Raw genomic sequence first — 22477 nt, 5'->3', positions numbered from 1 at the left:
TCCACTCTGGAAATTAATTCAACTTTTTTCACTTCAGGTAATGCTTCGAGGTGCTTGATAGCCAGCATAATACTATCTATATTGATTGGCGGTACTATCTCCAGTCCTATTTCTGTAATGATATCAGGTTCATTTTTAAAATCAGTATCATCAATTTTTTATCGAAAGAAAATAGCTCGGAGATTTTTTCATCATTGGCATCTTCCCCTGTCGTCATCGTACTGTGGGATTTATAGTCCATATTTTCGAGGCTTTCGACCATGGCATTTATCTGGTTGGAGAGGGTTTTTAACTGGGTTGCCGCTGTACAATAAACTTCTTGTGTTTCAGCAGTTGCATGATCTAGCAGCTCACGGGCATTTTTCTCAGCTCCTTTTTTGTATCAGCGGCAATCAGATCCGCCTCGACAACTACTTTTTCAGCGAGTTTGGTTAGTGATACGAGGTGGTCCTCCCTCTTTTTTAACTCAAAATTTTCGCGTCTGCAAGCTTCAAGCTGTGTTATCAGTTTCCTGATAGTCTGAGCAACCTGGCTTTCGTCGAGCCCCTGTTTTACCTATATCGTGCACAGTGCTGGCTACACGTATCACCCCAACTTCTTCTGGGGGTAATCCAAGATGCTGAGCAATTGAGACTGCAGTTTCTGTTACCCGGTTCGAATGCCCGCTAGTATATTCGTCTCTTGCTTCGAGCGCATACGCCAGAGAAGAAATTGCATTAAAAAATGATTGGCGTATCTTATCAGCCTGGATTTTTACCTTTTCTTCTAAATGCTCTTTATATTCCCGGTTTTCCAGTTCAAGACGACGTTTTTCGAGTGTGCGATTTATACTGGTATGAAGATCATTGAAATCGAATGGTTTGGTAATATAATCATAAGCGCCTTCTTTCATACACTTTATCGCCAGCGAGGCATCGCCCAGGGCAGTCGCCATTATTACAGCGGTGTCAGGGTATTTTAACTCAATTATCGGTAGCAACTTGCGACCGGTAATACCAGGCATGCTTATGTCAAGCAGTACCAGGTCATACAGCCTTTTTTCAAGCAGAGAAAGAGCTTCTTCAGCGTTGGATGCCTTATCACGGTCGTAACCTATTTTGGACAAGCTCATTCCAAGCAGGGTTCGTATGCTACTCTCGTCATCGACGATAAGAATTCGTTCGCTCATAATCAAAATAAATAAAATTGTGGTGAAGTATTATTGCGCATCAATGTTTGCGTACGTTCAGTTAGCTGACTACAACACAGTAAAAATAATTGGGCAATAAAAAAATCCTTTATGAACATGCGCGTAAATAGATGAAATGGCCAAAAGTACTACCTATTACTATTCGATTGCCTCTTCAAGTCGGATAACACTCTTGATAGTTATGTCAGCGCCATCGTAATCAATAATACCATCATTTTTCATGTTAGCCATTTCTCTTGAAAGGGAAGGCCTTGGGATGCCCAGATAATCAGAAAGCTCATTTCTTTTCATTCTGAGAGAAAAATGTTTTTCCCCACGCTGTTTGAACTCATCGAGAAGATAGCTTGATACCCTGCCCCTGATACTCCTGGCTGAGAGATGTTCAATAGTCTTGGAAAAAGCTATTGCTTTGTTAGAGAGGATATTTAATATATTCATTATAAGCGTAGAATGTGAACTGCAGATATTGGAGCAGTACCCCATTACTTTGTAAGTCGGTAAAAAAAACAGGCAACAATCATCTTGGGCAATCACGGTAAAAGGCCATTTTTTAAGGTTCGAAAAAGCTACCATTTCCCCAACGATGTCTCCAGGTCCTAACACCTGCAATATAACTCGATTTCCGCCAAAAGTATCTCGAGTTAAAGCAATTTTACCGTCAGCAACCACTCCAATACCGGAAAAATCTGTTCCATCCAGTGCGATTATTTCACGATTTTCATATTCCTTTTTTACTGGTTTCAAGCATTGGAGCATAGTGCTTAAATTGGTTTCTTCAATATCGTTAAAAATCGGGGAAGCCTTTAAAACCCCAAGCCATTTTGTGTACATATCTTCCTCCTGAAAATTATGTAACAAATGTTACCGACTTATCTTTAAAATTGTAATATATTTATGTCGTCGGCGACAAGGTAATAATATAAAATTATAGGGGTAAATAATGAACGATATGTTTTGTTTCCAGTGTGAGCAAACCGCAGCAGGCAAAGGTTGCACCAAAATAGGTGTTTGCGGAAAAACACCGGAAGTATCTGCAAAGCAAGACGAACTCACCGGAGCGATTATTGGACTTGCCAGAGCAGCAGAAGGCAAAACTCCCGGTAAAAAAGTGGACGAACTCATGATGAAGAGCCTGTTCGCTACGTTGACCAACGTCAACTTCGACCCAGCAGCTATCGATGAAATTAAAACACAGATTAAAACAGAGAAAAACCACTTGGGTGGAGCTTCTGACATGGCAGCTAGCGATTTGTTTGCCGGGAATGAAGATATCGTCTCTCTTCGTTCCACCCTGCTTTTCGGCTTGAGAGGTATGGCGGCTTATGCTTGGCATGCACATCTGCTTGGTAAAAATGATAAAGATGTTACTGCCTGGCTCTATAAAGGTATGCGTGCCATAGGTGGAGACCATACCGCTGAAGAATGGCTTAATCTTATACTCGAATTCGGGCTAGTCAACCTTCAATGTATGGCCTTGCTTGATGAAGCTCACACCACTACGTTCGGTAATCCGGAGCCAGCAAAAGTCAGCATGAAAGTCGAAAAGGGACCTTTTATAGTAATCACCGGTCATGACCTGCTGGATTTAAAGCAGCTCCTCGATCAGACGAAAGGCAAGGGTATAAATATATACACTCATGGAGAGATGCTGCCAGCACATGGTTATCCGGCTCTAAGAAAATATAGCCATTTAAAGGGGAATTTCGGAACGGCCTGGCAAAACCAGCAGAAAGAATTTAGCCACATACCAGCAGTGGTTGTTTATACCACCAACTGCTTGATGCCACCTAAACCTTCTTACTCTGACCGGATTTATACCACTTCTGTTGTAGGTTACCCGGGGATAAAACATATAAAGGAACAATCAGGAGTCAAGGATTTTTCTCCTGCTATAACCAAAGCGCTTGAGCTTGGAGGCTGGGAAGAGGGTAAGCTTTTTACTGGGGTAAATGGTGGTTCGGAACTGATGACAGGATTTGCCCAAAACGCAGTACTGAGTGTGGCTGGAACTATAATTGATGGAGTTAAGTCCGGCGCTATCAAGCGCTTCTACCTGGTTGGCGGGTGCGATGGAGCAAAGCCAGGCAGGAATTATTATACGGATTTTGTGAAAAACTCTCCAAAAGATTCAATCGTATTGACTCTTGGTTGTGGCAAATACCGGTTTAATGATCTTAACATTGGGCAAATCGGTGGTATCCCCAGACTAATTGATATGGGGCAATGCAATGATGCATATTCTGCTATCCAAGTAGCTCTTGCGCTGGCAAAAGCATTCAATTGCGGTGTAAATGATCTGCCTCTTTCTCTGGTACTTTCATGGTATGAGCAAAAGGCTGTTTGCATACTTCTTACGTTACTATCTCTTGGCATTAAAAATATATATCTTGGCCCAAGCTTACCGGCTTTCATTTCGCCCAATGTTCTGGGTAAGCTTGTTGAAGCCTTTAATATTAAACCGATTTCCACACCAGAAGCTGATATGAAGGCTATTGCTGCTGGGAAATAAAGACAAAAATCCATGAATAGACCATAAGAAGGATATAGATGAAGAATAGTAAGATCATAATAATAACAATGCTAGTTACTCTTTTTTCAGTAGTAGCTACAACTGGCTGTGTTAATACCGGCCAGGTTGATATCACAACCACTGCTCCAACCACTACAGCGATATATAATCCGCCAACTACCAGCAATTCGCTGGTTACCACTAAACCGGTAGTGACTACCACTCCTGCACCGCCGATTACAATCACCACCACTCCTCCGGCTACAACTCCACCATCGGAGCCGGTAGTGATAGACGGAGAGCAGTTATACCGCGAATTTAAAGAGGATCCTGAGGCAGCAGAGGCAAAATATAAGGGTAAAACATACCTGTTTAAAAACGTCAGTATTGACGATATGGTGCCTTTGTATAAAGGTACGGGAACTGATTGGTATGCCAGGGGTGGTAATGTCAAATTTAAACCACAATATCTAATCAACCTGGAAAAAGTCAAAATTGGAGTTGTGGTAGATGTTGTGGGTGAAGTTTACGGCTTATTCTATGATCTGCTGGTAATCCAGAATTGTGATTATACGGTAATCGATGATACCGATGCAGTAGACAGAATGCAGGATACTCCGTTTAGTTTCTACTAAAATCGGTTTCTTGTTGAAAATATGAACCTCCTGGCTTAACAGCCAGGAGGTTCATGAATTTGCGGCGATCTGCTTTCAGATTGCCACTTCGAGTATTCAAGCTTACAATATATATTAAGATCAATTTTACAAAAGGAATAATTATAATTGGATTGGGCTAATATAATTAATATCATAATCGGAGTGGTAACAGCCTTAGTGGCTGGAATTGGTTTGCCAATTGCACTGAGAAAAAGAAAAAAACAAGGTCCCCATAAAGGGGAGGAATTACTTCTCCACTTACAAGGAATCGGGCTTAATACTTATTTGCCATCAGAAGAAACCATTAGAGAGAAAACAGGCTTTCAACGTTTTTCATCCACACGCTTACTTTATGTAATTGGTATTAAAGAGAAAAATATACAGTGGATAAACCTTATAGGGATATCTTCACAATACGGAACTAACTATTACATTGATTTTCAGGTCAATAGCCCTAATTTGGAAATCAGAAAACCTAAAAAGACATATCTTAGAATAAAAAAGCACAGCAATCCCAAGCATTCTTCTATTAATTGGGCTGGTGATAAATCTTTTTCGTTGAGCTTAAGGTTTGATTATCGCCTGGAAGAGCTTATCTTAAAATCAGAGTTTCAAGGCAGCCTCGAGATTTCTCCTGAGTTGAAGAAAGGGTATATCAGGATACGTATTCCATACGCGCTATTTTCGACAGAGCTGTTTGAGGCAATCAATCTGATAGCCGGGCATATAAAATCAGAGTTTTAACTATCGTTTAATTTACACAGGATGAAACATACTGGCAAGGGTAATTCTTGAAGTGCGCCCAAAAAAGTCAATGCGCTTTTCTTTGTTATAATGCTAACCCGGTATCATTTATTGCGTTATAGTAATAACAGTTGCCACTTTAAGGGGGTAATGGTATGCATTTTAAGACACTAAACAAAGGTTTATTATTCTTGCTCGCCCTGATTTTAACCGCTTCTCTTGCGGCTTGCTCACAAACCGTATCTGCCGAAGTTCTTAAATCTGATAAACATCGTATTACCTCCCCTGATGTAAGCTCAGCGGAGCTGGAAACGCTGGTGGAAGGTAACAGCGATTTCGCATATGATCTCTACCACGCGCTTAGATCAATAGAAGATGACAACCTGTTTTATTCTCCGCATTCGATTTCGGTGGCACTGGCTATGACCTATGCTGGCGCCCTGGGGATGACGGCTGAACAGATTGCTGAAACCCTGCATTTCTATCTATCTCAAGACGATTTGCACCCGGCTTTTAACCAGCTGGACATAGAGCTGGCCAAACGGGGGGAAGGTGCTAAAGGCAGTGACGGTGACGGCTTCAGATTAAATGTCGTCAATGCCATCTGGGGTCAGGAAAACTACTATTTTATGGATGATTTCCTGGATGTTCTGGCAGAAAATTATGATGCGGGATTACGGATATTAGATTTTATAGAAGATACAGAAGAATCCCGCAAGGTTATAAATGACTGGGTTAGCCAGCAAACCGAGGAACGTATTAAGGATTTAGTCCCCGCTGGAGCAATAGATGCACTGACCCGGCTGGTGTTAACCAATGCAATTTATTTCAACGCAGCCTGGCTTTACCCTTTCGACGAGGAGGTTACCACAGAAGAGCTTTTCTTCCTGCTTGATGGTTCCCGATTGTCTGTTTCGATGATGAAACAGGAACAAAGGTTCAATTACACAGAGGGTGATTACTACCAGGCAATAGAAATACCTTATGACGGACAGGAGCTTTCAATGATTATCCTGCTTCCTGCCGAAGGTTATTTCAAAACATTTGAAGAAAATATAAATGCCGATGTTGTTTTCGGCATCACAGAAGCTCTCTCGAGTCATCAGGTAATACTGAGCATGCCAAAATTTAAATACGAATCGCGCTTTAATTTAAAGGATTCCCTTGCTGATATGGGCATGCCAATCGCTTTTACCGAAGGGGCAGACTTTTCCGGTATGACAGGTGCTCAGGATCTTAGCATAGCTGAGGTTGTGCACAAGGCCTTCATCTCAGTCAACGAAGCTGGCACTGAAGCAGCAGCTGCAACTGCAGTGATTATGCAGACAGTTTCAGCCCCTTCGCAGCAGGTTGAGTTTAATATGAACCGACCTTTTATATACCTTATTCGAGATAATATCACCGGAGCCAATCTATTTGTCGGCCGTGTGGTAAATCCTGAAGTTTAGGTAGTTTCAGCCTCTATTGACATGTTAAACAATCCAGGCAGGCCTGAATAATATCATCAGACCTGCCTGATCTATTGACATTGGTAAACGGATGCGCAAAGACGTGCATCCGTTTACCAAAAACTTTTCCGTGAGTAATGATATTAATCCCTATTGACACTGACGCGGCTGCGTTCTATATTTCTATTCTATACATTATTTTATTATGACTCAGGAGGAAGGGGCTACTAAAACAATATCCAAAAAGGGCTTTAACAATCAACACTAAAGCTCTGGTTCCATAGGAGTATTTACACTGTTCAAACGCATCCAGGAGGTGTGTTTATGGAAGCAGGTAATCTGGATCCAAACGGAGACCAATCCCCTCTCGAAGATGATCCCCAGGATATTGATAGGCGGCGCTTTGTATCCGATTTTTTTAGTGCCAACAAACATTCGGATCTGCCGTCGATACAGGACCCATTAATCCTCAGACAGATCTTGCTGGTTACCGATGCACTCGGCAGCCAGCCGATAACTCGACGTGCCCTGCTGAAACTGGCAGCTTTGGGTGGTTCGATAATGCTGATCAATGGAGTTGTGCCCCAAATAGCCATCGATTCCTGCAACATCAAACTGCCGCTCGAAGGGTGCTCTCCGGACGAACCCGATACGGTCAAGCCGGACTTCAGTGCATCGGTATTGCGCAAGCAGGATATGCTGGCTCTCAAGTTTGATTTTTACCACCTCAAGCTGAATGGTGCCAACCTGGAACGGAAAAATCCGGACCGGGATGCTTACATCGTGGTGAACTTTGCCCATGGCAATGATTACATGCCGCAGAGCATTGGCGAGCAGGCATTTCTGGAAACTGCAGAAGAGTTCAGTGATGATACCGAAGACCCGGATAATTCCCCCAACCCGCCCGGCGGTTCTGATCCTCTTCCGCAACCGGGTTCGGTGGCTGCCAGGCTCAGCGGACCGAGCCGGCTGGTATTCAAGATCCCGCCCGGGACTCCGCCGATTCCGTTTACTTTAAACGAACTGCTTTCCTGGGAAAAATACGAACTCAGCGTTGCGCCTACAGCATTACCGGTGGATGAAACAGTTTCCGGAAAAGAGCCTTCGGAGCCGCTCTGGTGGCAGACAGCCATCGAAGTTCCCTGGCAGTTGATAATTTCCCCCAACCGGTATGCCGGCTGGGCGCATGCTTCCAGCACGGTAACTCACAACAACGTTACCGAGTTGTGGCATACACGGCTGGGAGTGCGAAAAACAACCGGTGAAAAAACAGGCACTTTTACCGTAGATGAAAAGGAAGAGCTGTACCGAACTCTGCGGGCTATCTGGACTCCCGGTTTTGACCGCGCTGTTACACCGGATGCCAATGATTTGACTCCATTCAGAATGAGCCTTACCAATAACGACCGGTGGCAACTGGTACGGCTCACTTCCGATTACAACATCATACCGCCTGGGAATATAACGCAGTACTACAAGCCACAACCCATTCAGGCTGAACGCTTTATGTTAAGCAGTTTGGGTGCCTGGATGGATACTATTGGCCAGTGGCCGGATGCACCGGCGGCTGCCGACCTGGATGTGATTGAATGGCGCCATCTGGCGGCTATGGCAAGAGACTCTTATGTGCGTGTGGTATACAAGGGTTTTTTGTTCCCCACCGGGCATTCCGCCACACTGGTTAAAGTTACCGAACGCAAATGCCAAGCGGTTCCGGGCTCGTCCACCCTTGGCGGGAAACCGGCTGCGTACCTCCGGCAGCGTTTTTTCATTGTGGTACGCCAGCCGGTTAAAACCTATCCGGCACACTCTTCACAGCCCCACCAGGGCAGACAGTGGCCGTTTGAAAGCGTCAGGATAACCACGCTGGTTACCCCCTCGCTGGATGACCCCAGTCTGCATGGAGATGCCTATGATCTTGAGGGGCAAGGCCAAAAGGCATTCTGGCCGCGGGTTGCCGGCAATGATTATTTATTCCATCTGGTGGCAACCGATGGAGACGGGCAAAAGAGTGAATTTACAACTCCACTGGCATTTATCTCTTCGACATTGCAACAGCCGGCAGATGTTGTTTCGTTCCTGGAAGGAGCAGTTGAAGCCTATAACACTGCCGCTGCCAACGAGCAGAGGCGCAACCGCTCCCTGCAAGGGCAGAAAGTTGCCTTTGCCCCCAGCTCGAAGAAAGATGGAGTATCCGGCGGCAAGCCGGGCGATACCAGCACAGAAGTTAAAATAATTACCCTCGGAGCAACGCTTCCTTCCCCTTCCAATATAGCTCTACCGGATACCCAGGCACGCTTCTTTCCTACCTGGCAAGAAGCCGAGGTGCGCCTCAGTGCTGCCGAACAGACATCTGGAGGATCACTACCCGGACCGGTGATTATTCAATTACATCCGAGTTATCTTACTGGCGGTTTTCAGCCGGCTTCCAACCCGGCTTACGTCTGGGCGAAGTTGAAAAGCGGAGTCGGATTAAGCTTCGACGGCTCCGGAGACAAATCCGGCGGGGTGATTACCCCCAATATAAACATCGGAGGGCTGTCCCGTAGTATCGGGCCGGTCGGTGGCTCGGTGGATACCGTACCAACCACTTTCAACCCGGACCAGTTCTTTTCTGGAGCGAAGATTTTGGGAGGCTTGCTGCTGGCTGAAATCATCCAGGCGGCTACCATGGGAGACGGCCGTAAAACTCCCAAGCTTACCAACCACGTGATCTACCCGAACGGTAACAACCTTCTTCCTCCCCAGGCGCTGGAAACCCGGCTGGACTGGAAGCCGGATGTAAAGGCTGACCCAATGGGAATATTCGAGCCGACTTCCTTAACCAGCATGGAGGTGAAGGGGGTATTCACCACACCGCTGGATCCTCCCGGCGAGCCTAGATATAACATATCCGGGGACCTGCGTGATTTCTGGGTCAACATGATCGGTAACGGAAGCCTGCTGTTTCTGAAACTGCATTTCACCAAGATTGTATTTACCGCCGAAACCGGCAAGAAAGCCGATGTAGATGTCGACATCGATCAAACTGAATTTGCCGGATGCCTGGAATTTGTCAACCCGTTAAAGAACTTCATGAAGAACTTTGGCAACGGGATGAGTGCAGATATAACCCCGACCCAGGCAAGTGTAGGCCTCAATTTGCCTATTCCCAATATTACGGTAGGTATTGTTGCCATTCAAAATATGTCACTGGGGGTGAAGCTTACCATACCCTTCACCGGCAACCCTGCCCGGGTACGGTTTAATTTCTGCGAGCGGGAGAAACCCTTCCTGCTTACCGTTTTTGCCATTGGCGGCGGAGGCTTCTTTGCCATCGAGATCGGCCTTGATGGAGTTGAACGGATCGAAGCGGCGCTTGAATTCGGAGCCAGTATGGCGATCGATATCGGTGTTGCCAGCGGCAAGATTTACATTGCCGGCGGCATCTACTTCGAGATGGAAAAAGTTGGCCAGCCGGATGAAACGATAGCGCTCACTTCCTATATACGCATGGGCGGCTCGATGAAGATACTGGGGCTGATTACCCTTTCCATTGAGTTCTACCTTGGTTTGGCCTTCCAGAAGCCGCCAAACGAACTCTGGGGGCAGGCCAAGATAACTGTCAAGGTTGAAGTTCTGTTTTTCAGCGCCAGCGTCGAGCTTTCCGTTGAGCGCAGAATTGCCGGCGGCGGTGACAGTGAATCCATGGTCGCCGGCGGTAGAAAACCCGAAATGGTTAAGCTTTCCGCCGTAGCCGGAGGCGATAACATTGGTGGTTTCCAGGATCTTGTCAGCAATGACGAATGGATTGAATACACGAGGGCTTTTGCCCAGGTTCCGGTTTAGTAAAGGCTGAGGAGAAAGATATGAATACGCAAACTATAACCTGGACCGCGCTACCCAACGGATTGATTGATTTAAAGGAAGGAACAAGGCTCCTGCTTTCTGTATTTGCCGCTCCCAGGCTCGAATCCGACGATACAAATGCCACACTGGCAGATTTTGTGGATTTCCTGGATTGGCCGGAAACACTTTTCCCGTTAGGCGACCGCCGGGAAGTAATTTTTCATGTTCAATTTGGCACAGGTAATCCCGTTGCTGCCACCAGAATGGGAGATCGTCCAGACTCACAGCTGTGGAGAGCACTTTTTACCGATAATACTCCCCTCAAGCCCTATGAAATGAAGGATTTCAAGAGTATGCCGATCCAATCCTTCCCGGTTAATAATGTCCAGGCGTTTCTTAAAAACCAGTATGTTAACCTGGCTACCACCCAGGGAGAAGACTTTCCCATCGCGGATTCTCTGGTGATTGAATCAGGTGCCCCATTCCGGCCGCTGGCAATCGGCTACCGGGGATCTAACGAAGAAAAACTGGTGGCCGATATTCTGGGAGAACTGGAGCGCGCTGGCTACAATAAAAGCGGAAGCGTTACCGACCCCGATGAAATAACAAAATCTTTCATGCGGGCAAAACTGTTCCTGCAGCCTTTTACCACCAATCGGGTTGCCATCAAGCCACCGGAGATCGATTTTCACCGCATGATCAGCATACTGGGAGATTACCCACATCTACTGCGCCGGCTCGGCCTGGTGCATGACCTGATTGTGCCGATTCCTATACGCATAGCTACCACAAATACGGTACAGGTGCTGGTTACCTGGATGCCAAATAAAAGTGAAGTGGTTACGGTGAATCTGCCTTCTTCTGACCGGCGGATGGAAACCCGCTGTCATGTAAGTGCAAGCGGTTTTTATGCGCTGCCCAGAGCCAGTGCTCCGGAAATTGCCGACCGTATGCTTCCTCTGGAAGACAAACGGCGCTGGCAAGTGGTGCACGTGGATACTGAAGGCGCTGCCATCAAGATGCTCAATTTTGCTACCGGGCTGGCTGTAGCCAGATCCTGGAAGAAAACCGATGATACCCCTGCCCAGTCTTCGGTGCCATCCCTTCGTGCCGGTGGAATTTCTGTAGTTCGGATCGACAAGGCCGAACAAACCCACAAGACCTTTGTTCGCCAGGATCAGATAAACCAGAATCTTGCTGGCGGTGATGATATTACCCTGGACTCAGAAGACATTACCCGCGGTTATGCAATAGATATCTGGGACTCCATTACCAATAAATGGCATTCCCTCTGCGAACGTTCGGGAATATACGAATTTACCAGACCCGATCCTCCTCTGGTTGAAAAAGCAAAGGATGAAGGCTGGGTATCTGAAAGTGTTGCTTCTGCAGCAGATGATTCGACAGATGTTTTGAAACAGGGTGAAAGCCTTTTTCACTGGAACGGGTGGAGCTTGAGCGCTCCCCGCCCGGGGAAAACCCTGGATGCAGATGGCAACCCAAGCTATACCGGCAACGAAATAGACCCAGCCTACAAGCTTGAGGTAAATTTCAAGCCCATATCGGGTTCTCTGCCGCGCCTGCGCTACGGTGTCGCCTACCGGGTGCGGGCCAGAGCGGTGGATCTTGCCGGCAACCGGCTGGATATGAATGACAAATCGCTCCTGGATGACCAGCATGCAACTGACATCCTGGTATATGGGCGCATGGAACCGGTGCCTCCTCCGGTAACGGTGATGCGGAGCCGGATTACCGAAGGGGAATCGGTGGACCATGTGGTCATCCGCAGTAATTACGACCGCCCCTTTGAAGGGGTCAGCGAACGCCATATTGTTCCTCCCAAGGTTTCACAATCCCTGGCTGAAGAACACAACCTTTTCGATGACATGCAAAGCGGTCTGGTGGACGAAAACGCCTATTCTGTAATTGTGCCGAAGGAATCCGGGATTATAACTGGTGTACCGGATCCGGATAACCAGAACCATCCGTATTTGGATGAAGATAAACTTGAACTTCCCTGGCTGCCAGATCTGTTTGCAAGGCGGGCGGTGTTAAGAGGCATCTCCGGTATAACCGGGCTGGTTCCGGTGAGTTTCGGATACGATGAAGGGTTAAAGTGGCCACAGGCGTTGCCATTCAGGCTGGTACTCGGCGAATCTGATTTACCAAAAGTCAACTTTAATGAAGGCTCCAGGGTGCTTGAAGTACTTCTGCCCAAGGCGGAAATTGCCAATATCAAACTCAGCTCGGCCATGAACAAGGAAGATGCCCTGCAGATGGGGCTGATTCATTGGATAATGGAAGCCGGCAAGGATGAGAATCCGGCACTGGTGCTGGCAGTTGAGGGGCGGCACTGGATGCTTACACCCTGGCGGAAACTCACCCTGGTGCATGCAGTCCGCCAACCGCTTCTAACCCCTGAATTTAACCAGTTCTTTGTTTCCAGGAGCATCGGCCAGACTTTCGCCACCCTGCAGGACCGGATGATGCGGGTGAGCCGGAAGAGTACGGTGAAACTGGACATGGTGGCCGGTTGGCAGGAAACCATCGATCCGGTTGGTGAACCGGAGCCGAAGGTGCTTACGGTAAACGCGAGACCTTTTGAGCAGGCGGTGCCGCTGGCTACCAAACCGGAAGAGGAAGAAGGTATTCATCTGGAAGGCAGGCACGAATTTGGAGATACCAAATACCGTCAAATAACCTATTCTGCTATTGCAACCACACGGTTTGCTGAATATTTTCGCAAGAGAAACAAAGGCGTACGCCTGAGCGGAAGTTCTACGTTTACACTGTCTTCCGAAGGGCTGGTAGAAGGTTCCGAAACAGTTCGGCTTGCCGGTAAAGAAGCTACCTACAAGCGCTGGGACCCGGAGACTAAATCCGGGGATTATGTTATTGATTACGGGTCCGGCACTATCCGCCGCACTGGCTCTGAAGAGAATCCGGGTGCTATACCGGAAAACCAGGATCTGGAAATTACTTATATTGAAACACCTGTCACCCGGGTAACTGAGGCACCGCGTACACTGGATGTGTTGAGTACCGCCAGGCCGGCTGCACCCAGAGTACTCTATATTGTTCCAACCTTCAGCTGGCGGACCAACGTCAGCGGAAAGGGAGATTCTACCATTAACAGCGAGCGCAAGGGCGGGGGTTTACGCATATACATGGAAAGGCCATGGTATACCTCTGGTGATGGCGAGCTTTTGGCGGCAATCATCTGGCCCGGTCCGGACAATATCTCCGTTTCCAATGATGAGGAGCTGGAAAAAATCCGGCCGTTTGTTACCCAATGGGGCATGGACCCGGTATTCCGTTCCAGCCCGATCGATGAAATGCCGACTCTGGGTGCCTTCAAGCTTTCCAAAAGCGAATACCAGGCAACCGGCATGTTGCTGGAAGAGGTCAATGACCAGAATCTGAAAATTAATGTTGCCGGGCATACCGTGGGTTATGATGCTAGTAGAAAGCTGTGGTATTGCGATATGGAAATCGATGCCGGGAACACCTATTTTCCGTTCATACGTCTGGCGCTGGCCCGTTACCAGCCTTATTCGCTTTACCGGGCAATAACCGGGCCGGATACGGTGGTAGATACTACGCGGGAAAACGTACATCTTTCCCGGGTGGTACTGGCTGATTTTGCCCAGATCACTCCCGACCGGTTTGCCAGTGTAACCCGGGACGGGGCTAATTCTGCATTGCGCCATATTTCCGTTACCGGCAACAGCTACAGCATGGCCAGTGGAAATGACGGTCCGGCTACTATTGAAGCCAGTCTGGAAAAGGTGAGAGACGGAATTGACCCTTCGGTTGCCGGGGAACTGGCATGGGAGCCAGTAGACTGGAACCCGGTAATACTTACGCCTAACGCGAAAATCAGTATCGCTGGAACCACCACCTGGACAGGAGATATAACCTTGCCGGATACCGCTAAGAGCTACCGCTTGCTTATCAAGGAATTCGAGGTATTTTCCGTACCCGGCGTAGTACCGATATATAGCCGGAGAATGGTGTATGCCGATGCGATTGAACTGGTGCCGTAGGTCATAGCTGTTATTAACATGTTCCAGGCGGGTGATAATAGCCCGCCGGAGAGCATATATTATGTAATGTTAAAGGCGGGTATTGCCCGCCTTTAATTGTTTATGCGAGCTATGAGTTAATCTGCCCGGTAAGGGAGAATTTGTGTTTTATCACCCGTAACAACAACCATTAATTTATCACCAAGGGAAGATTGTATATCCAGGGATAGTAGCGCTATTCCTTCCTCGGTTAACCGGGGCACAGTTTCATATGGCCCGGCTTCCAGTTGAAGCAGATGTATTTTATACCCGAGTTGTTTCTGGAGCGCCTGTGAAAGGTTACGCCCCGGGTCGAATGCAAGCAGGGTTACTTCTTTTTGGGCGAGGACGGTTTCGGAGCCTCGGCGCTGGTCTGATTTTAAAACCTGCCAGAAATAGATGAGTACAGGTGCAGCCGCAAGAATTGCCTGTAGGCTCCACCGGGAATTACGCAGGATATTCACCGATGATGTTGAATCGAGCACACCGCTGATTAACTGGTAAACGATATTTACCAGACCAGCAGTGAGGGCGATAATGGCGATACCGATAGCAGTATACAGAAAAATCCGCCGGGCAAGCGAACGCCACTCTACCAGTGCTTCAATGTGAGCCCGCTTGAGGGCGATATTCCAGTAGTACAACAGCAAGGGCAAGCCAACCAGCAGAAGTGCCAGGCTTATGGCCAGCTGATCCCGCCACCAGCCGGGGGCTGGTGTGAGCGAAGTGGACAAGGCATTGATAATAAATGAGAGCAATATGCCGAAGAGCATAACCACCCCTGCCACCGAGGTTCCCAGCCCGAGGAAGTTCACGAGATATATATAAACACGCCGGGCGGATTCGCGTTTTTCTTCGGCCTTGCCTGCTTCTTCCTGAGCCAGGGACCGGTGGTAAAGCCAGATGGCGATTCCTACCAATATAGAAGGCACTGTCCAGCAAAGAAACTGGAAATGTTCTCCGGCTGATACGTTAGCGGCTCCAAAAAACCAGTAAAAGGTTTTATAGAAGAATAATGTTGCGGCAACTAGTGTCAGCACTGCTCCACCGGTGATGGCAAGCAGGTAGAAATATACCTGGCGAAGGGCGGATTCGACATCTGCTTTTGCCATCCGGAACCAGTGGAAGTACCAGGTTGCTCCACCGAGAACTATCTGGGTAATGGCGGTAATAATGGCATCATTCCAGAAAGAGCTGCCGATAAAGCTGTCTTTCCAGAATGGCAGGCTCTCCGCCGCTACAGTGACAAACACTATAGTGCCAGAAGCCAGCCACACGAGGCCGAAACCGGAAAGAATATATATGTACCACCTCTGGATAGTCCTGGCTGCGGGAGATGAAAATCCTTCACGTTTTGATACGCGCCAGTGATAAAACCAGATAATGCCAGTTACGATGACAGTTGCCAGATTGGAGGAAGAAAAACTTTCTGCCTTTGCTCCGGATAATAGCCAACGGAAAACACTGGCAAGAGTTGGGAGGAAGATTAAAGCAGCTACCAGAATCACCAGGGAAAGAAACAGTTTGCGGATTATCGAGTCGCCCTCGGCTGGGTTTTGTATAATCCGGCGACGCGCCCCGTTCCAGAACAAAAACCATAAGGGGCCGCTGATAAGCATCATGGCAAGGCCAAGCGCGAGCCTTTCCAGGTCAAATGGACGGTTGCCAATAGAAGAAATATAGGAACTTCTGATAGTTACATCAAACAAAAGGGTGAGCAACTGGCCTACCCCGGCTGCCAGTATACCTAATGAAATCAGCGTCAGCAGATAGAGCCATACATGCCGCGCCATAGAAACCCCTTCCATGCCGGAAACCGGAGCACCTTTTGAGCGGACCGCCATTACAATGGCTAATATTATCAGGATGGGAATCAGAAGCGTGGCCAGAGATAGAATCATATGATTACCTCCCTAATAAATCCAGTAGATATAAATCGGTGAAGTAATAAACCATTTGCCATTTTCATATTGAAGCGAAAAGAGAAGATTTTGGCTGTTTACCGGGTCTTCGAATACGCCTCCCGGGCGGAAAGTATCGATAACCACTCCAACAGTAGCTTTGTTTGTAGTGATTTCAGATTCACCAAGGGAAGCTTTCCAGGTGCGCTGGTGGTAAGGATCCGGCCAGCCGAACGACATGCGCATCCAGTCCTCATAAGATTCGACCCGGTCATCGGCTGGAAATTTGAGGTACGCATATGCGTCCTGATAATGGCTTTCATGGATAGCGATCAGGTAGCGCTGAACCGTTCCTTCCGGAGTATCTTCAGGCAGCAGCTCGGTTTCTCCGTTACCGGCGAGAAACACCAGGGCGGTTACACCAATAACCAGCACGGCAAGAATTATTCCAAATGCTATCAGAACTTTGCTGGATGTTTCCATATGGCCTCTCCTTGTCCTTCCTGGACGATTACCGGGTACCTGAGCCGGGATGGTTGTATTTAAGTCAGGGAATTCCTGTTATTATTCTAGCCCGCCACCAGTCCTGTTACAATAGATACTAAGGCATCAGAACTGACCAGACAACGCCATCCAGTACAGCAGTGTGAAAAGCAAAATATATGGAGCCATAGATCGCGAGATATCTGAAAACTCCTTCTGACTGTGGCTGTAGGGTTATAAGAGCCCAGGCCATTGCAATGGAAGCAATTCCTACCACTGCCAGCACGATCCGTATAGAAAATTTCAAAGTGGTGGAGCGAGATTTTACGTAAACGGAAGTAAGCGGCATCCAAAGAGCTGAAGGAATAAGAATAAGGGCAAGTACAACAAAAAATACGTTGTAGTCCAGCGACTCAAAAATTTTAACTGCAGAAGGTTGCAGGTTAAACAATACGTGATAAATAACAAAAAAATATCCGGTAGCAGCCACGAGCATGGAGACAGTATAAACCGGCCGGATGGCCTGGGGAATTCCTCCCCACAAAAGGCTGGTACCCCCAGCCTGGTTTTTAACGCCGAAAACATAGCTGCCAAGAACTGCGATACCGCCGATGACCATTAAAACAAGCAAGCCAACCTGTTGAATATTCATTGTATACTCCTTGCTTAAACAGTTCGACCGTTGTTTGCGTTACAAGAAAACGCGATTGGGAATTAAGGACAGGAAGCTGACTGGCTTACCGCTTTTTGCTGATTAGTTCCAGGAATTCGGCACGGCTGGCGTGGCGTTTTCTGAATGAGCCGCGCAGAGCAGAGGTAACAACATTTGACCCCGGCTTTTTGATACCACGCATGGTCATACACATATGTTCCGCTTCGATTACTACTGCAACGCCTTCGGCATGCAGGCCTTTTTCGATTGTATTGGCAATAGTGGTAGCCATACGCTCTTGTATTTGTGGGCGTTTGGCAATGATTTCTACAACCCTGGCCAACTTGGAAATACCCACAACTCGGCCTTCGGCATCTGGAATATAACCAATGTGAACTACCCCAAAAAAAGGAAGGAAATGGTGTTCGCACATCGAATAAAACGGGATGTCTTTAAGAATTATCATCTCCCGGTAACCGATTTCGTAGCCTACACTGAGTACTGCTTCCGGATCTTCATTCATTCCGCTGAAAAGTTCTTCATACATGTCCGCCAGGCGGCGTGGAGTGTCTACCAAACCTTCCCTGCCCGGGTCATCTCCGATGGCGTTTATAATAGTGGTAACTGCGTTTTTAATTGCATCTTTATCCATTTAAGTATTCCTTTTAGCTACCTTTTCTGCAGTATCTGATCTTCCAAGATGGAGAGTATCAAAGTTCTTGATCTGGATGTAGTCATCCCCACCCAGGTACAATGTCGGTTTAAACAGGTTTAAGTTGAGGTGTCCTCTTTCGTCATATGCTTCCGGCGCGTGGTGCAAAGCAACTACCTTGCCTATAAACAACGTGTGATCTCCATATATCGCCTGATCTTCGACTATACATTCGAATGAAGCGTAAGCATCCGAAAGGATAGGTGCATTGGTTACAATTGAGGGATGTTTTTTTAGATCGAACGCTTTGAATTTGTCAATTTTACGACCAGAAGGACCGCCGGTGGCTGCAACCAGTTCAACGGCTTCAAAAGGCATAAAATTAACACCAAATTCTCCGGTTTTGCTGATGAACTCGTGGCTCAGTTTATCCGAAGAAATCCCAACTCCGTATAATGGTGGTACAGCGCTAATAGGCATGTGCCAGGCAACTGCCATGGCATTATCTCTTCCTTTGAAGTGGGATGTCACAATAGTAGCCGAAAAAGGGAAAAAATGTGAGAATTTCCCGATATCAGTTCTTGAGACTTTTTGCATAATTAATCCCCCGTTGGAGATAGTCTATGTCCAGCCCAGAGCTTCTTCAACAGCGGAAAGCTCTGGAGGGATTGGTTTGATAGTCGGGGCTTGTTTAATAGCGATGTCCGCATCTTTTAAACCGTTGCCGGTAACGATACATACAATGCTCTTGTTTGAAAAATCATGCCCTTCGCTTCGCAGCTTAATCACACCGGCTAGTGGGGCTGCTGAGGCGGGTTCGCCAAATACTCCTTCTTTGCTTGCCAGCAGCTTCCAAGCTTTGAGAATCTCGGCATCGCTGACCATGTCAATGATTCCTCCAGACTCATCGCGGGCAGCGGTAGCCTTTTGCCAGCTGGCCGGATTGCCGATACGGATCGCTGTGGCAACAGTTTCCGGATATTCTACGGGTTTGCCAAGCACGATAGGTGCCGCTCCTTCAGCTTGAAACCCCATCATCTTTGGGCAATGCAAGCTCATGCCTAATTTATAATACTCCGTAAAACCTTTCCAGTATGCGGTAATATTGCCAGCATTACCGACTGGAATAAATAAATAATCAGGTGCCTGCCCCAGAGAGTCTATAATTTCAAATGCAGCAGTTTTTTGACCTTCAATACGGTTGGGGTTGATGGAATTTACCACACTAACCGGATGGGTGGCAGCGGTGTCTCTAACCAATTGCAGTGCTTGGTCAAAATTCCCATCGATAGCTATGATTTCAGCACCGTAGGCAATTGCCTGTGCCAATTTGCCCAAGGCGATTTTACCGCCTGGGATAATAATTATAGATTTCAAACCCATTGCTGAAGCGTATGCGGTTGCCGAAGCAGAGGTGTTGCCAGTGGATGCACAAATTACTGCTTTGGAGCCCTCTTCAATAGCTTTAGCTATAGCTACTACCATTCCCCGGTCTTTAAAGGAACCCGTTGGATTGCAGCCTTCCAGTTTGAAATACAACTCTCCAATACTTAGTTCCTTTTCCAATCTCTTTGAGCGTACGAGTGGTGTTGAGCCCTCGCCTAGGGAAAAGAGAGGCGTTTTAGCGGTAATTGGCAGATAGTCAGCGTAATTATATAAAACTCCTGTTGTCACTTCTTTATTGTTCCTCAACTCTAATTACATTATTTATTTCTTTAACTACTTGTAGCATTGAAAGCTCGCTTATAGCAGCATCAACCGCACGGCCGGCTGCTGGATGAGTCATTATAACAATCTCTGCGGTTTGACTCAGAGTATCGGTTTCTTTCTGGATTACCGATGCAATACTGATTTTATGGGCACCAAGGACACGGGCGATAGAAGCCAGTACCCCAGTGCTGTCCAGGATAGAAAGGCGCAGATAATAACGGGTGATGATATTAGCAATAGGCTGAACAACCTTTGCTGCATTTATCTTAATGGCGCTGGTGCTGGTGCCGAGGGTATAGTTCCCCGCAGCTCTCAGTACATCTGAAATTACAGCGCTGGACGTTGCCAGCGGACCAGCTCCCTGTCCGGTAAATACTACTTGGCCTACCAAATCGCCTTCAATACTAACGGCATTGAACACGCCATTCACTCCAGCCAGAACTGAATCTTTATGTATAAATGCCGGGTGAACTCTGGCTTCAATTGCGTTATCATACTGTTTGGCAATTGCCAGCAATTTGATTTCGTATCCCAATTCCCCGGCGTAGCGAAAATCCCTGGAGTCCAACTTGGAAATCCCTTTGTTGTAGACTTCTTCAGGACGAACTTCGCTCTGGAATGCCAATGTTGCCATGATTGCTATTTTATAGGCAGCATCAATACCCTCAATATCGTTTTTAGGATTAGCTTCTGCATATCCAAGCTTTTGGGCATCTGCCAGAGCGCGCTCGAATTCAATTCCATCTTTACTCATGCGAGTAAGAATATAGTTGGTAGTGCCGTTAATGATAGCGTAAATGCTTTTAATATAATTTGCCCTGAGATCGGTTTCCAGGGGGGCAATAAGCGGGATGCCTCCTCCTACTGATGCTTCATAATATAGACTTGCACCATGTTCATGTGCCAGCGCCCGCAGTTTAAGCCCATGTTTTGCTATTACCTCTTTATTGGCTGTCACAACATGTTTGCCGCCTTGCAAAGCTCTGGTAATGTAATCGTAAGCGGGTCTTTCGCCTCCAATTAACTCGATTATTATTTTAATGGAGTTATCGTTAAAAAAATCATCATCATTAGTAGTAAATAGTTCTTCTGGAAATTGTCTAACCAGCGGCTTTTCCAGATCAGATGGCAAAACCTTGATTTTACGCAGCTTTATTGGTGTACCGGCTTGAAGGCTGAGATCGCCGGCTTTTTCCTGTAGAACCTTGGCTACTTGACCGCCAATCACTCCCAATCCAATAAGGCCAATGTTTATCTCTTTATACATGAACAGTTACGCCTCTCTAGCCGGTGATTTTCTCCAGTGCGAAAGCTTTCTTTTCTTCGTCAAGGTGGTTATTGATGACATTGTTTGAATTATCTCTTATAGTCTTAAGCCATTCTTCAAGATCAAGGTATGACAGGGTATCAGCATCTTCCTCGGAAATAGCCCCTGTTTCTATTGAAGCAACTTGATACAGCCAATAACCGCCTTTGGTGGATTGTTCAATATCCCGAATAGGTTGCGAGATTTCGTTCATCGAAAGATCATCACCAAATACATAATCATCGAATGCACTGCTGATGTCTTCTGGTACAACTTCTTCAATCAGCGAACCTGATTCGTCGTCCCAGATTTTTGAATACTCCTCAGCAAGTTCATCAAAATCCTCACCGTTTACCAGTCGCTCTCTGATAGAAATAGCTTCCTCTTCGCTTGTCAAAAGCATTACCCTGACATTGGCAGCTGGGCTCTCGCTATCTTCGCTTCTCTCGAGCACCTCGATAAGCCAATAACCTACTGCTTTGTTTTTATCCTCGTCGTATATGGAATGTGTTCCTATATTTGCAGTAAAGATAGCTTCTTCCAACACTTCACTGCCGTACTTGTAGGCAATCACTCCTGCTGGATGTTTGCCTAAAGCCCCGGATATTTTTTTGGTTGCATCGTCCAAAGAAAGCTCTTCGGCTATGTCTTCAAAGCTCTCGCCGCTATCCAGGCGTGCAATTACTTCGATAACCTGGCTTTGGCTTTCCAGGAATATGGCAAAAGCGTCGCGCAATTCAGTTTCTGCGGGAAGTTGGGTTTTGAAATGCTCTTCGATCAGTTTTTTCTGAAGCAAATAAGTATGAGTATAATCTCTTATTGCTGCGTTGGGCTTGATATCCTGTTCTTCAAGATACTCGTCGACTTCACTGTCGCTCACTGTGTAACCCAGTTCGTTGGCATATTGACGGGTAAGTTCACCATTGATAATGTTATTTGCAACCGGATCCAGGAAATAAGGCACGAGTTGTGATGAATATCCACTGGTCTGGTATTTTACTGCATCTATGTAGTAGTTCATCTTGAACGCAGTACCATTCACTTCAAGAACTACATCTTTAAGCGGTTTAATTTTTGGTATATACCACTGCAGCACCAGCCCCAATACAACCATTACGACCGACAGGCATATAACGCTGATACCAGAAAATAAAATAATTTTTTGCCTGCGTTGAGCCTTTTTTAAATTTGATAGGTGTTTTTTTGTGGGTTTCCATTCTTGCTTGTCTTGTTTTTTCTTGGACAAATCAGACCACCTTTTTTCAACGGTTAAGTAAATATAATAAACTTAATATTTATAACGTATCTACACTGCTTTAGGCAAGTAACTCGAAC

General features: G+C 46.8%; 17 protein-coding genes. 6 read left to right on the top strand and 11 right to left on the bottom strand.

Annotation, left to right across the window (positions count from 1 at the left end; translation table 11 throughout):
* Positions 1-106: 106 nt before the first annotated feature.
* From PHX29_00635 to PHX29_00625, 3 genes are all read right to left on the bottom strand, one after another.
* On the bottom strand, positions 107-262 hold the full coding sequence (locus PHX29_00635; protein MDD5604422.1) for a hypothetical protein: 156 nt from the start codon (positions 260-262) through the stop codon (positions 107-109).
* Between the two features lie 228 nt (positions 263-490).
* Positions 491-1168, bottom strand: coding sequence for a response regulator (locus tag PHX29_00630; GenBank protein ID MDD5604421.1), 678 nt, complete (start codon positions 1166-1168; stop codon positions 491-493).
* A gap of 159 nt (positions 1169-1327) precedes the next feature.
* Positions 1328-2020 (bottom strand): Crp/Fnr family transcriptional regulator, encoded by a 693-nt coding sequence (locus tag PHX29_00625; GenBank protein ID MDD5604420.1) that lies wholly within the window; start codon positions 2018-2020, stop codon positions 1328-1330.
* A 109-nt stretch (positions 2021-2129) separates the two neighbouring features.
* Here PHX29_00625 and hcp point away from each other — a divergent pair, with 109 nt between their 5' ends.
* From hcp to PHX29_00595, 6 genes are all read left to right on the top strand, one after another.
* Positions 2130-3698, top strand: coding sequence for a hydroxylamine reductase (gene hcp, locus PHX29_00620; GenBank protein MDD5604419.1), 1569 nt, complete (start codon positions 2130-2132; stop codon positions 3696-3698).
* 38 nt (positions 3699-3736) lie between these two features.
* Positions 3737-4333, top strand: a complete 597-nt coding sequence (locus tag PHX29_00615; GenBank protein MDD5604418.1) for a hypothetical protein — start codon at positions 3737-3739, stop codon at positions 4331-4333.
* A gap of 198 nt (positions 4334-4531) precedes the next feature.
* Positions 4532-5098 carry a hypothetical protein gene (locus PHX29_00610; protein ID MDD5604417.1) on the top strand — a complete coding sequence of 189 codons (567 nt, stop codon included), beginning with the start codon at positions 4532-4534 and terminating at the stop codon, positions 5096-5098.
* 155 nt (positions 5099-5253) lie between these two features.
* A complete protein-coding gene (locus tag PHX29_00605) occupies positions 5254-6546 on the top strand; it encodes a serpin family protein (GenBank protein ID MDD5604416.1) in 1293 nt (430 codons plus the stop codon).
* 324 nt (positions 6547-6870) lie between these two features.
* Positions 6871-10374 carry a hypothetical protein gene (locus tag PHX29_00600; protein ID MDD5604415.1) on the top strand — a complete coding sequence of 1168 codons (3504 nt, stop codon included), beginning with the start codon at positions 6871-6873 and terminating at the stop codon, positions 10372-10374.
* Between the two features lie 20 nt (positions 10375-10394).
* Positions 10395-14420, top strand: a complete 4026-nt coding sequence (locus tag PHX29_00595; protein MDD5604414.1) for a hypothetical protein — start codon at positions 10395-10397, stop codon at positions 14418-14420.
* A gap of 116 nt (positions 14421-14536) precedes the next feature.
* Here PHX29_00595 and PHX29_00590 read toward each other — a convergent pair whose 3' ends face one another.
* From PHX29_00590 to PHX29_00555, 8 genes are all read right to left on the bottom strand, one after another.
* Positions 14537-16339: a DUF5671 domain-containing protein gene (locus PHX29_00590; GenBank protein MDD5604413.1), complete on the bottom strand. Its 1803-nt coding sequence runs from the start codon at positions 16337-16339 to the stop codon at positions 14537-14539.
* Between the two features lie 12 nt (positions 16340-16351).
* Positions 16352-16822 carry a hypothetical protein gene (locus PHX29_00585; protein MDD5604412.1) on the bottom strand — a complete coding sequence of 157 codons (471 nt, stop codon included), beginning with the start codon at positions 16820-16822 and terminating at the stop codon, positions 16352-16354.
* 118 nt (positions 16823-16940) lie between these two features.
* Entirely contained in the window at positions 16941-17474 is a 534-nt protein-coding gene (locus PHX29_00580; GenBank protein MDD5604411.1) for a hypothetical protein, read from the bottom strand.
* Positions 17475-17559: 85 nt separating this feature from the next.
* A complete protein-coding gene (gene folE, locus PHX29_00575) occupies positions 17560-18126 on the bottom strand; it encodes a GTP cyclohydrolase I FolE (GenBank protein MDD5604410.1) in 567 nt (188 codons plus the stop codon).
* Entirely contained in the window at positions 18127-18723 is a 597-nt protein-coding gene (locus PHX29_00570) for a flavin reductase family protein (protein ID MDD5604409.1), read from the bottom strand.
* A 24-nt stretch (positions 18724-18747) separates the two neighbouring features.
* Positions 18748-19800 carry a threonine synthase gene (gene thrC, locus PHX29_00565; GenBank protein MDD5604408.1) on the bottom strand — a complete coding sequence of 351 codons (1053 nt, stop codon included), beginning with the start codon at positions 19798-19800 and terminating at the stop codon, positions 18748-18750.
* A 4-nt stretch (positions 19801-19804) separates the two neighbouring features.
* Positions 19805-21103 (bottom strand): homoserine dehydrogenase, encoded by a 1299-nt coding sequence (locus tag PHX29_00560; protein ID MDD5604407.1) that lies wholly within the window; start codon positions 21101-21103, stop codon positions 19805-19807.
* A gap of 16 nt (positions 21104-21119) precedes the next feature.
* Positions 21120-22388 (bottom strand): peptidylprolyl isomerase, encoded by a 1269-nt coding sequence (locus PHX29_00555; protein MDD5604406.1) that lies wholly within the window; start codon positions 22386-22388, stop codon positions 21120-21122.
* Positions 22389-22477: the final 89 nt, after the last annotated feature.

Source organism: Dehalococcoidales bacterium (genome assembly GCA_028717385.1).
In the GTDB taxonomy this organism is placed as follows: Bacteria; Chloroflexota; Dehalococcoidia; order Dehalococcoidales; family CSSed11-197; genus CSSed11-197.
Note: the sequence above shows the minus strand (reverse complement) of the source record. Positions and strands in the feature narration are given on the sequence as shown.

Excerpts from the sequence above, each read along its gene's own strand:
- PHX29_00585 (MDD5604412.1), bottom strand. The coding sequence starts at position 16,822 with ATGGAAACATCCAGCAAAGTTCTGATAGCATTTGGAATAATTCTTGCC.
- PHX29_00625 (MDD5604420.1), bottom strand. The coding sequence starts at position 2,020 with ATGTACACAAAATGGCTTGGGGTTTTAAAGGCTTCCCCGATTTTTAAC.
- PHX29_00570 (MDD5604409.1), bottom strand. The coding sequence starts at position 18,723 with ATGCAAAAAGTCTCAAGAACTGATATCGGGAAATTCTCACATTTTTTC.
- PHX29_00615 (MDD5604418.1), top strand. The coding sequence starts at position 3,737 with ATGAAGAATAGTAAGATCATAATAATAACAATGCTAGTTACTCTTTTT.
- PHX29_00560 (MDD5604407.1), bottom strand. The coding sequence starts at position 21,103 with ATGTATAAAGAGATAAACATTGGCCTTATTGGATTGGGAGTGATTGGC.
- PHX29_00605 (MDD5604416.1), top strand. The coding sequence starts at position 5,254 with ATGCATTTTAAGACACTAAACAAAGGTTTATTATTCTTGCTCGCCCTG.
- folE (MDD5604410.1), bottom strand. The coding sequence starts at position 18,126 with ATGGATAAAGATGCAATTAAAAACGCAGTTACCACTATTATAAACGCC.
- PHX29_00630 (MDD5604421.1), bottom strand. The coding sequence starts at position 1,168 with ATGAGCGAACGAATTCTTATCGTCGATGACGAGAGTAGCATACGAACC.
- hcp (MDD5604419.1), top strand. The coding sequence starts at position 2,130 with ATGAACGATATGTTTTGTTTCCAGTGTGAGCAAACCGCAGCAGGCAAA.
- PHX29_00580 (MDD5604411.1), bottom strand. The coding sequence starts at position 17,474 with ATGAATATTCAACAGGTTGGCTTGCTTGTTTTAATGGTCATCGGCGGT.
- PHX29_00595 (MDD5604414.1), top strand. The coding sequence starts at position 10,395 with ATGAATACGCAAACTATAACCTGGACCGCGCTACCCAACGGATTGATT.
- PHX29_00635 (MDD5604422.1), bottom strand. The coding sequence starts at position 262 with ATGGTCGAAAGCCTCGAAAATATGGACTATAAATCCCACAGTACGATG.
- PHX29_00600 (MDD5604415.1), top strand. The coding sequence starts at position 6,871 with ATGGAAGCAGGTAATCTGGATCCAAACGGAGACCAATCCCCTCTCGAA.
- PHX29_00590 (MDD5604413.1), bottom strand. The coding sequence starts at position 16,339 with ATGATTCTATCTCTGGCCACGCTTCTGATTCCCATCCTGATAATATTA.